This is a genomic window from Alphaproteobacteria bacterium (genome assembly GCA_040218575.1).
Taxonomy (GTDB): domain Bacteria; phylum Pseudomonadota; class Alphaproteobacteria; order JAVJRE01; family JAVJRE01; genus JAVJRE01.
Genome location: JAVJRE010000003.1, coordinates 276,946 through 289,511, shown reverse-complemented (window position 1 = coordinate 289,511; position 12,566 = coordinate 276,946). Strand labels below are relative to the sequence as shown.

Below are 12,566 nucleotides of genomic sequence, written 5' to 3'. Positions count from 1 at the left end.
ATTTTCGCTAAATGCGGCGCGAATACGCTGCAATTTCGAAACGATACTTGTTGAGCTTCAAGGCAAATTGACCTTGCATTGGTGACATCGCATCACGTTCGTTAAACCAGGGTCAGCGCCATGCCCCGACAAGTCTATGAAGTTCAGATCCGCAGCCCGCACGGCTGGCGCATCGTCGATACCTGCACCGCGGAGACAGAAGCCATGGCCACGGCGCACACCCTGGTTGAGCGTGGCCGAAACGCCGGCGTACGGGTGGTGGTCGAGCGCATGAATGAAGAGACCGGCCGTTTTTTCAGCCACACCCTCTTCCGCTATCCGAAGGCCCCGGCGGGAGCCACCTCCCGCGCAAGACAAGCCGGCGACGACAACGGACCCCACACGCCCGGGACCGCAGGGCTGAGCGCCGCGTCAGACAGCCATGCACCGCGCCATGGCGGCACCTGGCGGCGACACGACGGCGGGATGGGCGGCTTTCTGACGCTGGCCACCACGTCGGTAGTCTTTATGGTTCTGATGATCGGCCTGTTTGCCGCAATGCAGGGCCTGATGTCCGATCTCGGGCTCTGACCACCCTTAAGCAGTCAAGCGGCGGAAACCGCCGGCCGGGCGCGACTCCGGACCGAGACTAAAGAACCCCGATCCGGGGGGTGCCGCTGACCTGCGGACCAAGATTGCGGTTCAGCAGGCGGGTGCTATCCTCAGCCAGCTTGATGGCGTCGGTCAGGTGCCGCAGTATCTCAACATTGTTTTCCAGAACGTGGCGGGCTTCCGGCCGGTCGTCGCTGGCGATCTTGTTGGTTCGCAGAATGACATCCCGGCGGATCGTCGTCAGGATGTCCTCCAGACGGTGCCCGTCGGGCTTTTCATCCGATACCAGAAAATGGGTCATGATGAGACCTGTATGGCAAGACGAACCAGTTCTCGCATCACTATGCCGGTTAACCCGTTGACAAATCGTGAACGGCGCCGCGCCGTTCCTGCTCTGCTCCCTTGTGTCCGGCGGCCATGATTCTGACACTGCCGCAGATTTCCATTGTCGCCATCCTGCTGGCGGCGCTGGCCCTGTTCGTCTGGGGCCGCTGGCGCCATGACGTCGTGGCGATGATGGTCCTTGCGGCGGCGGTCGCCACGGGGGTCGTTGCCCCGGATCTGGCCTTCGCCGGTTTCAGCAACGCCGCCGTCATTACGGTTGCCCTGGTCTTCATTGCCAGCCGCGGTCTGTCCGCTTCCGGCGCCGTGGGGCTGATCTCACGCTACCTGGTCCCGACACGCGGCGGCCAGCTTGTCCTGATCATTGTGCTGTGCGCTGTGGCGGCCGTCCTGTCCGCCTTCATGAACAATGTCGGTGCCCTGGCCATACTGATGCCGGTCGCCATTCAGGCGGCGGCCCGGTCCGATGTATCGCCGGCGGTGGTTCTGATGCCGCTCTCCTTTGCCTCCATCCTCGGCGGCATGACGACACTGATCGGAACGCCGCCCAACATCATCATCGCCAGTTATCGCGCCGCTCTCACGCCAGTCGCCGGCGGGCCGCCGGCCGCGCCGTTTGCCATGTTCGATTTTTCGCCGGTCGGCGCCGCCGTTACGCTGGTCGGGCTGCTCTTCGTCGCCCTCATCGGCTGGCGGCTGCTGCCGCGCGAACGGCGCGGCAAACGAGCCCCGGAGGACTTGTTCGACACGGCCCCCTATCTGACGGAAGTCCGCATCAGCGAAGCCAGCAAGGTGGCAGGACAATGGCTGCCTGATGTGGAAACCCTGCTGGGCGAGAAGGACGTGGAGATTCTCTCCATCGTCCGTGGCAAGCACACCGTGCTCAATACCGGCTCATGGGAGCGAATCACACCGGGCGATGTTCTGGTGTTGCGGGCGGGCGCCGATGATCTGGCGGACCTGGTGTCGGAATGGTCGCTGGAGCTGGTCGGTCAGGCCGACGCAGACCAGGCCCCGACCGAAGAAGCAGTAAACGAAGACAGCCAAGACCCTGACGCCACCACAGGCGCAGATAACGGTGCCGAGGCCGTCGCTGAGACCGACCCCGCCGGCGACAACCATAAGGAAAGCGCCGCCATAGCCGCCGCTGCCAGTATCGCCGGCGGCGCTTCACCACTGGCGCCAATCGCCGCATCTGGCGCCCCCGCCACGGACAGCCCCGAGACCGACGCTGACAAGGGGACGTCAAGCGATGATGTGATCATGACCGAGGCCGTGGTCATGCCGGGGGCGGCGATCGAACACCGCTCTGCCGCCGGCGTGGATTTGCGCGCACGGTACGGGGTCAATTTGATTGCCGTAAGCCGCAGGGGACGCGCGATTCACCAGCGCCTGCGATCGCTGCCTATTGCAGCGGGCGACATTCTTTTGCTGCAGGGCGCCGACGAACGTGTTTTCGATACCATCTCGGCTCTCGGCTGTGTGCCGCTGGCCGAACGAAGGCTGCGACTGGGCGGCCGGCAAACCGCATTGCAGGCCAGCGCCATTTTTATAGCCGGCATTGCCGCCGCCGCCATGGGCTTTGTTCCGGTGGCGGTCGGCTTCGGGGCGGTGGCGCTGGCCTTCGTGCTGTTACGGGTCGTTCCGTTGCGCCAGCTCTACACCTCTATTGACTGGCCGGTCATCATCCTGCTCGGCGCGCTGATCCCGGTGGGTCAGGCGGTGCAGACCACCGGTCTGGCCGACCTGGTGGCCGGCAGCGTGCAGCTCGGTCTTGGCGGTTTGTCGGGACAATCCGGCCTGATCGTCGCCATCCTCATCCTCATGGCCGTCACCATGACCTTGTCGGACCTGATGAACAATGCAGCGACAGCGGTCATCATGGCGCCGGTCGCGATCGCCCTGGCGGCGGGACTTCAGGTCAGTCCCGATGCCCTTTTGATGGCCGTGGCGGTCGGTGCGTCATGTGCGTTCCTCACCCCCATCGGCCATCAGAACAACACTCTGATTCTCGGCCCCGGCGGCTATCGCTTCGGTGACTATTGGCGCATGGGACTGCCGCTGGAAATCCTCGTGCTGATTGTCGCCACGCCGGTCATCGTCCTGGTGTGGGGCGGGTAGACGGCTTCTAGGCTGCACCATAGGCGGCGCGGAACAAACGCTCCATCCGCCGCACGCTGTCGTCATGGGCCGGATTAAAGGCGTCAGTATAGGCCGACCGAAAAGTCGGGTCCGCCTGCAATCGAGCGATCTCCTGCCGGGCGGAGCCGGCATCGCGAACAAAGCCGTCGCGCCCGCCGTCAGGCGCCGATGATGCCCGCATGTCGCCAGGCGTGTCCTCGCTACTGGCCTGGGCGGCGGCATGCAGTAGCGAAAGCAGCCGCGGATGCCGGTCAAGACCGCTGTCGGCCAACCAGTCGGCCGTGTCGTCGCCACCGATACGGCGCGCATAATCCAGCGCCCGCGTACGGTTGGCCTCTGTCCGCGCGCCCCACAGCCGGGACAGCTCCTGGCTGGCCCCGGCATCGTCCTCCAGCGCCTGCTCGTGTCCGGTCGGTGCCGCCGGCGCGTCGCCCGTGCCCTTGCGGGCGTGAAGATAGGGGGCGGCCTGCTGCGCCGCCCACTTGCGATTGTCGAGGGAGGCTTCGGGGTCGCGCATCAGGGCCAGCATGAATGCGAGCGGCGTCAGCCCCCCGTCGCCCACTGGTTCACCCGCTGGTTCACCCGAAGCTTCGCCCGCCGATTCGCCTGAAGGCTCGCCGCTTTGGGTGGCATGGCCGCTGGCGCTACCGCCTGCATCTGTCGATCCCGTCGCCTGAGCCGGCGTGGCGGGCAACAGACCGGTGCCCGTGGTTGATGCCCGCTCCACCCTATCTCCTGCCGCTTTTGGCAAATGTCGGCGCGCCACAGGCTGGGCCGCGGTCAATCGGTCCGGAACCCGCGCCGTCCAGGCCGCCGGCCACCGCGCCCACATGGGGTGGCGGGACGGCGGCGCTGAGGCCCGTCCGCACTAAACCCCATTGTGGGTATAATTTGACACAAACCGTCCCGCCGGTCAAGCGAGGAATGAACGGGCCGGACTGATATCCCGCCATAGGGCCGGTCCGCCGATCATGCGGGCGGCCATCATCGTTTGCGCAGCGCGGCCCGTTGCAGGATCTGGCGGATGGCGCTTTTGCCCGCCAATGGAAACACGCCCGTCCCGGGCATGGTCGACGGCGATCCTGCGCTTCTGCGGGGAGTGCCCCGCCCGGCGACCGGCGCGGCCGTCGCCGGCCGCTCCTCGATCCAGCCGGCGAGGCAGGAATAGCGGTGCAGCGCCAACTGCAACGCCGCCACAGCGGTGCCATGGCGCAACCCGTGCTGGGTCTCGGTCTGTCGCGGGCCGCGATTGTCGATCACCATGTCGATGACCAGTTGAAGGCCGGTCAGACGACCACGGCCGACAAACCCGGGACGGCTCAGCTCACGCGCCCATGGCAGGTAGCGCAGACGATAAACCCGCTCATCTCGCTCACCAAAACGCTCCAGCGGCCCGGTCACATCACCGGCGGAGACCGGTCCCCGGCGCCGTGTGTGATGACCCCAGCGGGAGGTGGCCGGAAAGAAGGCACGGCCCAGGAGAGCCCATACCCGCCGGATCTCCTGGGCGGCGCGGACATGGTCCTCGCGCAGGCGGCCGGCGGCAAACAAGTCCTCCACCACATCGCTGCGCCGCCGACGGCAGCCCGTTTGACGCCCACCTGGCGGCGCTGGCTGCGACTCAGATACCGTCGTCACCGGCCGCGAATTCTGTCCGATGCCAGCCGCGGCGGCGGTCTCTCCCTGCTGGGTTTTTCTTTTGCCAGATTGGGAAACTCCTGGCGTAAAGTGTCCACTACGCATCGGCACCAGCCCTCCGGTTTGTAAGGATTTACTTGAATTTACGGCCAGGCAACGATAACCTTGATCGTCTTTCGAGCACAATATTCTATTACCCATTTTGTGCAATACAATGCGCATCACGGAAATGGTCACACGATGCAGAACCGAATTAAGGAACTCCGACAGTCCGGTGGTATGACCGCGGCGCAGCTTGCCGATCAGGTGGGCACCAGCGCCTCGCAGATCGTCAAGCTGGAGCGCGGCGAACGACGACTGACCCAGGAGTGGATGATTCGTCTGGCGGCGGTACTCGGCTGTGCGCCGGCCGACATCATGGGCGGCGGCTTCCTGCCGCAGGACGGCGTTTATGATGCCCCTGCCCGGCCCCACCCTGCGCCGGGCCCGGCCACCGGCCTGATGGAAACGCAACGCGCCTTTCTGACCGGCCAGCCGCCAGCCCACAGCGGCTTCGCTGATGTTGCCGATCTGCCTGTGCTGGGCGCGGCCAAGGGCGGTTCCGGCGGCATGTTCTTCGACAACGGTCAGCCGTTTGAATATATCCGCCGCCCCGGTATCCTGATTGGAGTTGCCGCCGCCTATGCAGTCTATGTGGTTGGCGATTCCATGGCGCCGCGCTACGAGCCCGGCGAAATGGTCTTCGTAAACCCCAACCGGCCGCTGGCGCGTGGCTGCTATGTGGTGGTTGAGCTGGACGACGGCGAAGGCCTGGTTAAACGGTTCGTCCGTGGCGACGATCGGAATGTGGTCCTGGAGCAGTTCAACCCGCCGCAGGAGATCCACTTGACGCGGCAACGGGTCCGTAATTTGCACCGCATCGTTGGCGCGGCAGAACACGCCTGACCGGTCCGCCAGGTTTCTGTTCATTATGGGTTGTTTAGATACCCCATTTTGTATATATTCGGTTTACGGATCTCGACCGTTCGTGCCGGCCCCCGGACGCTGCACAGCGCATCCGGGCGGGGCCAGCGGCGGCCAGGATCCGATGACCCGACGGTCGGCTTCCTCCCGAGCTATGATCGCGGGTTCCTCGCCGGCGAGCGGCGCCGATGCCTCCCCCGCATCGGCGCCGTCTTGGCGTCTCCCGGGCCAGCCAGAGACGGCCGGCCCCGACTCAACAATCATATCCAGGCAAAGCCGATGCCACCGGCACACTCTTCGGTCCGTCCCACGCCGCCATCGCCCGCCGCCGCCAAGTGCGGCCTTCTGGCCTGGTATCGGCTCTCCCTCTTCTATGACGGGCCGCCACCTGCGGCCGTCATGCGGCCCGGCGAGCGCGCGCTACGGCAACCGGAGGCCAGCGACCTGTGGCGGCAAATCCGCCGGCTGGCACGCACACAGCGACCGTGCGCTGCCGGTGTTCTGCCGACGCTGGCGCGGCTACGCCAGCGACCGGACAAAGGAGAGGCCCTCTGGCTGGCTGCGCAACGGGGCATCTGCACGCCGTAGTGGCGATCCACGCTGCCATGCGCCATGCCCGCCAGTGCCGGAGCCTGGGCGCCGCCTCATGCCGCGCCGACCGCTGACCGGCCGCAATGGGCTTCTGACCGTCCACCCATACACCGGCCGCGGCCGCCGGCCGCTTTTGTGCTGCGCCTTGCACCGGGCAGGGCCCGTCCCGCAAGATGGGGCTGACAGGGCATAGCCGCTTGCCGTGGCCCTTCACCCCCGATCGCAGGGAGCCTGATGGCGCAAGACCCGGAACTCCTCCTCTCTCGCCTGTGCCAGACCTGCCCTGTGCGGGACCTCGTCTTTTGCGGCCATACTGACCCCGCGTTCTCCTCTCAGCTTTGTGGGATCATGACGAGGCGTACGGTGCGGCCTGGTGAACTCCTGGTGCAGGAAGGGGATACGGTCGACCATGTGTTCAATCTGGTGGCCGGCGTTCTCAAGATTCACAAGGACATGCTGGACGGCCGCAGCCAGATCACCGGCTTCATCTATCCCGGTGATTTTCTTGGCTGGTCCCTGTTTCTGCCAGCATGGCCAGTCACCGCCGAAGCGGTCAGCGAAGCCACGTTATGCTCGTTTCGCCGCGAGCCGTTCCGCCGGTTGCTTAAGGCCCATCCGGACGTCCAGACATCTGTTCTGGAACTGAGCTGTGATGAAGTCAGCACCGCGCAGGACCGCATGCTTTTGCTGGGCCGCAAATCGGCCCGTGAAAAGCTGGCGACATTTCTGACCCACCTGCATCATCGGGCCCAGCGTCAGGGGCCGACAAGCGCCATTATCCTGCCTATGAAGCGCAGTGATATCGCGGACTATCTGGGACTGACGCCAGAGACCGTAAGCCGCGCTTTCGCCTGGCTTGCGGAAAACCGCATGCTGACGCTGGACGGCACAAAAACCGTAACCCTGCTTGACCTGCCTGCCCTGCGTACACTGGCCGGCGAAGCCGCCCCACTACAACCCATGAAGCAGGCGGTGTAGTCCGCCACTGTGTTTGGACGAAGTCTCGCCACTGTCTTAGGGCGAAGTGGTGGGCGCGGCTGGGATTGAACCAGCGACCCCTACGATGTCAACGTAGTGCTCTCCCGCTGAGCTACGCGCCCGTCTGCCCGGTTCATCCGCCATCAGGCGCCGACCGGGACCAATCCTTTACATGCTTCCCGCGCTGCCTCGCAAGCCCGGCCCGACTGGGGGGCGTCCGGATGCAGGCCGGGCCCAAAGGTCGCTCCGCCGGATCAGGCCGCCAGCAGACGCTCCACATGTGACACCAGCTTGCGCAGGTGGAATGGCTTCGAGAGAACCGTGCTGCCTGGCAGGTTAAGGCGGCGGGCTCGCAGGGCAACGGCGGCAAATCCGGTGATGAACACAACTTTCAGGTCCGGGATATGACCAACCGCATGACGCGCCAGCTCCATGCCGTCCATCCCAGGCATGACCACATCAGCGACCAGCAGATCGAAGGCGCTGCGTTCGGCCGCAGAGAGAGCTTCGAGTCCATCGGCGCACGGACGCACTTCATGACCGGCGCGGGACAGGGCGCGCGTCAGGAAGCCACGCATGTCGTCATCATCCTCGGCCAGCAGAATCCGCGCCATCCAGATCAACCTTCCTACCAGCCGCTGTCTGTTCAGTACCGGGGGCGCCTATCGCCCGTCAAATAGCCCGTAATCGCCACAAATCCATGGCCATACGGCGATTCGCCTGGGACGCCCCATCCGTCCAAGACTCTCTATCAGGGGCCTTAACAAAGCCTAACCGGGCCGGCCGCCCCGGGCCTGTCGGATGACAGTGGGCGGCTCGTATTCTAAACAGTCACCATGCAGCCCGTTGTAGCCCCCCTGGAACCCGGTTTGACCGCACCGGACCTCCGTTTGCCGAATGTCCAGACGGCGCCCCTGGTCATATCCTCGCCGCACAGCGGCCGCCTGTACCCGGCGTGCTTTCTTGCGGCCAGCCGCCTTTCCCTGGCTGATCTGCGCCGGTCAGAAGACGCCTATGTGGACATCATGGTGGCGGCGGCCCCGTCGCTTGGACTTCCCCTGCTGGCGGCACGTCTTGCCCGTGCCTTTATTGACCTGAACCGTGAACCTTTCGAGCTTGACCCCGCCATGTTCGCGGACGTCCTGCCAGGCTCGGTCAATGTGCGTTCGGCACGGGTTGCCGCCGGGTTGGGGACTATTGCCCGGTGTGCCGGCGATGGCATGGAAATCTACAAAAGAAAGCTCGGACTTGCCGAGATCATGGATCGCATAACCAGCTACTACTATCCCTATCATCGCGCGCTTGGCCGTCTGATTCATCGCACGCGCGACAGTTTCGGCCAGTGCGTCGTCCTGGATTGCCATTCCATGCCATCGCAGCGCCGCGCGGCAGCCGCCGGCGGGCGGACACGTCCGGGCACCGGCGCCCTGCGCGGCGGCAGATCACGGCAGGCTGGCTTGTGGCCGCCCACAGGATCCGGCGCCGACATCGTCCTGGGCACCCGCTACGGCCGCAGTTGCGACCCGGCGCTGGCCGCCCTGGTCGGGGACTATTTCGAAAACCGCGGCTATCGGGTGGCACACAATCAACCCTATGCCGGCGGCCATATCACGGCCCGGCACGGCCAGCCGGCAACCGGTGTTCATGCCCTGCAGATAGAGATCAATCGCGCGCTCTACATGGATGAGGCAACTCTGCGGCCACGGCCGGCGCTGGCCACCCTGACGGCCGACATGACCGGTCTGATGCACGCCGTTGCCGCCCTGGCGCCGCGCCTGGCCTCAGGCCGGTTTGCCACACCGCTCCTGGCGGCGGAGTAAACCATGGACAATGACCAGAACCCGCCCCCGAGGACCATCGACGTGCGTGATGCAGAGCCCGCTGACCTCGCCGCCGTCCAGGCGATTTATGCGGCGCACGTCCTCAATGGCGTCGCCTCACTGGAAGAAGTGCCGCCAACCCTTGATGAAATCGCCACCCGCCGCGCCGCTGTATTGGCGTTGGGCCTGCCCTATCTGGTCGCCTGGCAGGACGGCGCCGTTCGCGGTTTCGCCTATGCCGGCACCTACCGCGCCCGCTCGGCCTATCGCCATACGGTAGAAGATTCCGTTTATGTGGCGCCGGGGTTTGCCGGTAAGGGAATCGGCCGGGCCCTGCTCGGCCGCCTCATTCAGTCCTGCGCCCGCAGCGGTATGCGCCAGATGGTGGCCATTATCGGCGACAGCGCCAACGAGGCTTCTGTCACCATGCACCGGCGGCTCGGCTTTACCATGGTGGGCAATCTTCAGTCCGTCGGTTTCAAGCATGGCCGCTGGGTTGATACCATCATCATGCAGCGCGCCCTGGACCCTGAGGCAGACGCCTGAGGCCTGCGGCCGAAAGGCCTGAGTACAGAACCGGACCGACGCCCATCCCGGTAGCGGACTGCCTGGCATGATTCCTGCATGGTCCCGCCCATGCACCGCCATCGCTATACCCGCTTCACTCTGCTGGTGCCCGTCTTGCTGCTGGCGGCCGCCATCCTGGCGCCAGGACCGTCCGGCTCCCTCGCCAAGGCCAGCGGGTCCGGGGCGCCACCGGCGGCCGATCCGGCCATTTGTGACCATTTCATCACTGAGGCAGAACGGACCCGGGGCATACCGTCTCAACTGTTGAGCGCCATAGGCGTTGTCGAATCGGGGCGATGGCAGGCCAGTGGCCAGCCCGTCCGGCCATGGCCATGGACGGTGACGGCGGCCTCGGTCGGCCGCAACGGACGCTTCTTTGACTCCCGGGACGAAGCCATAGCCTGGGTCCGGACGCTGCAGGCCGAGGGTGTGCGCAACATTGATGTCGGCTGCATGCAGATCAATCTGGCAGCCCATCCACACGCCTTTGCCACCCTGGAAGAGGCCTTCTCTCCTGCCGCCAATGTCGCCTACGGCGCTGACTATCTGGCGCGCCAGTATGCGGCCACCCGGGGCTGGGCCCAGGCCGTTGGCAATTATCACTCCTCAACCCGCAGCTTTCACCGGGCCTACCGACAAAAGGTCCTGCGGGCCTGGCCGTTGGAACAGCGTCGCGCCGCGGAACTGCGGCGCCAGGCCCGTCTGGCAGCCCTGGCGGAAGATTGATCCGGCTGTCGCGTTCACCCCCATAGCCCGGGATCGGGCGGCGCGGCGGTGGCGCCGTGGAATGCCAGTGGCGGGGTGCGGTCGCGACGCAACCACAGGGGCGCGTCCAAGTCCGCGATGTCGGCGCCCTGCGCGACCAGATGGGCCGGCGCCATGGCCAGCGATGTCGCCATCATGCAGCCCACCATGACGCGAAAACCACGACGGCGCGCCTCTTCCCTCAAAGCCAGCGCCTCGGTCAACCCACCCGTCTTGTCGAGCTTGATATTGACCATCTCATAACGACCGCCCAAATGGTCGAGGCTGGTCCGGTCGTGACACGCCTCATCCGCACACACCGCAATGCGATGCGGGCGCCCGGCCAGCGGCCCGTCCTTGTCCGCGTGCAGCGGCTGCTCCACCATCTCGACGCCGAGGTCGGCCAGCTCCGGCTCCAGGGCAAAATAGTCATCGACTGACCAGCCTTCATTGGCATCAACGATCAGTCGCGCCTGTGGCGCCGCCTGACGCACCGCGCGGACGCGGGCCAGATCGTCGGGTCCGGCCAGTTTCAGTTTCAGCAGCGGCCAGCCAGCCTTCTCGCGCGCCGCCGCCGCCATCGCCTCCGGCGCGTCCAGGCTGAGCGTATAGGCGCTGGCTACCGGCTGCGGCGGCGCCAGGCCGGCCAGCCGCCAGACCGGCTCGCCGGACTGTTTCGCCGCCAGGTCCCAGAAGGCGCAATCGAGGGCATTGCGCGCGGCGTTGGCGGACAGCGCCGTCTGCAGCCCATCGCGGGTCAGGCCGTCCGCCAGCAAGGGCTTCGCCGCCTCCAGCTCCGCCACAACACTGTCCACCGTCTGGCCATAGCGGGCATAGGGGCAGCATTCGCCCTGCCCGGTGGCGCCTTGTTCATCCGTAAGGGCAACGGAAACAACGGTTATTTCCGTCCGGCTGCCGCGCGAAATGGTAAAGGTGCCGCGCAGCGGGAAGGTCTCGACGCGGATGGTCAGGGATAGCACAGGCCGCGACTCAGGCCGCCACGGCCTTCTGCAGATGATCAATCAGCGGTGCCACGGAGTCGCGCACCGGGTCCACGGCCGGCACGCCGAACTCCTCGGCCAGGCGCCGGCAATAGTCCGCCCCTTCCGGCTGGTGCATGTGCGAGGTATTGACGCAGATGCCCGCCAGAACCGGCGTCGGGCTGGTCAGGCGCGCCAGTTGCACATTGAGATCGAGGCACGCCCGCAGATCCGGCATCTTGCGTCCCGGCAGACCGCGCATGTGCGGCCGCGTCGGTTCGTGACACAGGATCAGCGCGTCGGGCTGCGCGCCATGCAGCAAGCCCAGGCTGACACCGGCGTAGGACGGATGAAACAGCGACCCCTGGCCTTCGATGACATCCCAGTGTTTTGCATCGTTCGCTGGCGCCAGCCACTCCACCGCGCCGGAAATGAAGTCCGACACAACGGCGTCGACGCTGACGCCGCGGCCGTCGATCAGAATGCCGGTCTGGCCAGTGGCGCGGAAGTCGATGTTGGCACCGGCCTGGCGCAGCCCATTGGCGATGGCGAGAGAGGCATACATCTTGCCGATGGAGCAATCGGTCCCGACCGTCAGGAGCCGCCGCCCGCTGCGACGTTCGCCGGTGCCGACCTCGAACTCACGGGTGGGATGACGGGCATCATGCAATGCCCGGCCCTTATCCCGGGCCTTGGCGGCGACTTCGGCAATGGATGAAAGGCGCGTATGCAGTCCGCTGGCCAGATCAAAGCCAAGGTCCATCGCCTTCAGCATGGTCGGAACCCATGACTTCGGGATAACGCCGCCGCGATTGGCAACGCCGATGACCATGGTGCGGACGCCCGCCTCCTTGGCCTCTTCCAGCGTAATGTCTTTGAGGCCAACAGTGGTCTGACAGTCGGCCAGGCGTAGTTGGCCGACACAGATTTCCGGTCGCCAATATGCAATACCCGCTGCTGTCTTGGCTGACAGGGCATCCGGTGCGTCACCGAGAAACAGCAAATAGGGGGCCTTGATGTCCACAGCGGGTCTCCAGAAAATCCGCGTCACGTACAACGGGCCAAGTATAGCGGCATGCCCATATTGGCCCCAAGCGGCAACAACATCCGCCTGGCCCCTTGTGAGATTCGGGCGGCCGACGCGACAATGGCTCATGGTACGGACTGCGGCGACCCGGTCGCGGCATGGCGGACAGCGGCACCACAGGAC

At 65.6% G+C, this 12,566-nt stretch carries 13 protein-coding genes and 1 tRNA gene; 7 read left to right on the top strand and 7 right to left on the bottom strand.

Going from position 1 to position 12,566, the window contains the following annotated elements; genetic code table 11:
* Positions 1 to 120 precede the first annotated feature (120 nt).
* A complete protein-coding gene (locus tag RIE31_05095; protein ID MEQ8639972.1) occupies positions 121 to 570 on the top strand; it encodes a hypothetical protein in 450 nt (149 codons plus the stop codon).
* Positions 571 to 628: 58 nt separating this feature from the next.
* On the opposite strand, the gene RIE31_05090 is transcribed toward RIE31_05095, so the two are convergent.
* On the bottom strand, positions 629 to 892 hold the full coding sequence (locus RIE31_05090; protein ID MEQ8639971.1) for a histidine kinase: 264 nt from the start codon (positions 890 to 892) through the stop codon (positions 629 to 631).
* A 116-nt stretch (positions 893 to 1,008) separates the two neighbouring features.
* On the opposite strand from RIE31_05090, the gene RIE31_05085 reads away from it, so the two are divergent.
* A complete protein-coding gene (locus RIE31_05085) occupies positions 1,009 to 3,054 on the top strand; it encodes an SLC13 family permease (protein MEQ8639970.1) in 2,046 nt (681 codons plus the stop codon).
* A gap of 7 nt (positions 3,055 to 3,061) precedes the next feature.
* Here the strand turns inward: RIE31_05085 and RIE31_05080 are convergent, their stop codons facing one another.
* Positions 3,062 to 3,802 carry a hypothetical protein gene (locus RIE31_05080; GenBank protein MEQ8639969.1) on the bottom strand — a complete coding sequence of 247 codons (741 nt, stop codon included), beginning with the start codon at positions 3,800 to 3,802 and terminating at the stop codon, positions 3,062 to 3,064.
* Between the two features lie 257 nt (positions 3,803 to 4,059).
* Entirely contained in the window at positions 4,060 to 4,638 is a 579-nt protein-coding gene (locus tag RIE31_05075; protein ID MEQ8639968.1) for a hypothetical protein, read from the bottom strand.
* A gap of 315 nt (positions 4,639 to 4,953) precedes the next feature.
* On the opposite strand from RIE31_05075, the gene RIE31_05070 reads away from it, so the two are divergent.
* Entirely contained in the window at positions 4,954 to 5,658 is a 705-nt protein-coding gene (locus tag RIE31_05070) for a S24 family peptidase (GenBank protein MEQ8639967.1), read from the top strand.
* Positions 5,659 to 6,615: 957 nt separating this feature from the next.
* Complete coding sequence (locus RIE31_05065; GenBank protein MEQ8639966.1) at positions 6,616 to 7,245, top strand: Crp/Fnr family transcriptional regulator; 630 nt, start codon at positions 6,616 to 6,618, stop codon at positions 7,243 to 7,245.
* 47 nt (positions 7,246 to 7,292) lie between these two features.
* On the opposite strand, the gene RIE31_05060 is transcribed toward RIE31_05065, so the two are convergent.
* Positions 7,293 to 7,367, bottom strand: a tRNA-Val gene (locus tag RIE31_05060).
* 132 nt (positions 7,368 to 7,499) lie between these two features.
* Entirely contained in the window at positions 7,500 to 7,859 is a 360-nt protein-coding gene (locus RIE31_05055; GenBank protein MEQ8639965.1) for a response regulator, read from the bottom strand.
* Positions 7,860 to 8,135: 276 nt separating this feature from the next.
* On the opposite strand from RIE31_05055, the gene RIE31_05050 reads away from it, so the two are divergent.
* The 3 genes from RIE31_05050 to RIE31_05040 all read left to right on the top strand — a co-directional run bounded on the left by RIE31_05050 (position 8,136) and on the right by RIE31_05040 (position 10,358).
* On the top strand, positions 8,136 to 9,065 hold the full coding sequence (locus tag RIE31_05050; protein MEQ8639964.1) for an N-formylglutamate amidohydrolase: 930 nt from the start codon (positions 8,136 to 8,138) through the stop codon (positions 9,063 to 9,065).
* 3 nt (positions 9,066 to 9,068) lie between these two features.
* On the top strand, positions 9,069 to 9,611 hold the full coding sequence (locus tag RIE31_05045) for an N-acetyltransferase family protein (GenBank protein ID MEQ8639963.1): 543 nt from the start codon (positions 9,069 to 9,071) through the stop codon (positions 9,609 to 9,611).
* A gap of 78 nt (positions 9,612 to 9,689) precedes the next feature.
* Complete coding sequence (locus RIE31_05040; GenBank protein ID MEQ8639962.1) at positions 9,690 to 10,358, top strand: lytic transglycosylase domain-containing protein; 669 nt, start codon at positions 9,690 to 9,692, stop codon at positions 10,356 to 10,358.
* A gap of 14 nt (positions 10,359 to 10,372) precedes the next feature.
* On the opposite strand, the gene RIE31_05035 is transcribed toward RIE31_05040, so the two are convergent.
* Positions 10,373 to 11,356, bottom strand: a complete 984-nt coding sequence (locus RIE31_05035) for a dipeptide epimerase (GenBank protein ID MEQ8639961.1) — start codon at positions 11,354 to 11,356, stop codon at positions 10,373 to 10,375.
* A 10-nt stretch (positions 11,357 to 11,366) separates the two neighbouring features.
* Positions 11,367 to 12,380, bottom strand: a complete 1,014-nt coding sequence (gene dgcN / locus RIE31_05030) for an N-acetyltransferase DgcN (GenBank protein ID MEQ8639960.1) — start codon at positions 12,378 to 12,380, stop codon at positions 11,367 to 11,369.
* Positions 12,381 to 12,566 lie beyond the last annotated feature (186 nt).

Bases quoted from the DNA above. Each gene is read 5' to 3' on its own strand.
- RIE31_05070 (MEQ8639967.1), top strand. From the start codon at position 4,954: ATGCAGAACCGAATTAAGGAACTCCGACAGTCCGGTGGTATGACCGCG.
- RIE31_05095 (MEQ8639972.1), top strand. From the start codon at position 121: ATGCCCCGACAAGTCTATGAAGTTCAGATCCGCAGCCCGCACGGCTGG.
- RIE31_05045 (MEQ8639963.1), top strand. From the start codon at position 9,069: ATGGACAATGACCAGAACCCGCCCCCGAGGACCATCGACGTGCGTGAT.
- RIE31_05090 (MEQ8639971.1), bottom strand. From the start codon at position 892: ATGACCCATTTTCTGGTATCGGATGAAAAGCCCGACGGGCACCGTCTG.
- RIE31_05085 (MEQ8639970.1), top strand. From the start codon at position 1,009: ATGATTCTGACACTGCCGCAGATTTCCATTGTCGCCATCCTGCTGGCG.
- RIE31_05040 (MEQ8639962.1), top strand. From the start codon at position 9,690: ATGGTCCCGCCCATGCACCGCCATCGCTATACCCGCTTCACTCTGCTG.
- RIE31_05055 (MEQ8639965.1), bottom strand. From the start codon at position 7,859: ATGGCGCGGATTCTGCTGGCCGAGGATGATGACGACATGCGTGGCTTC.
- RIE31_05065 (MEQ8639966.1), top strand. From the start codon at position 6,616: ATGACGAGGCGTACGGTGCGGCCTGGTGAACTCCTGGTGCAGGAAGGG.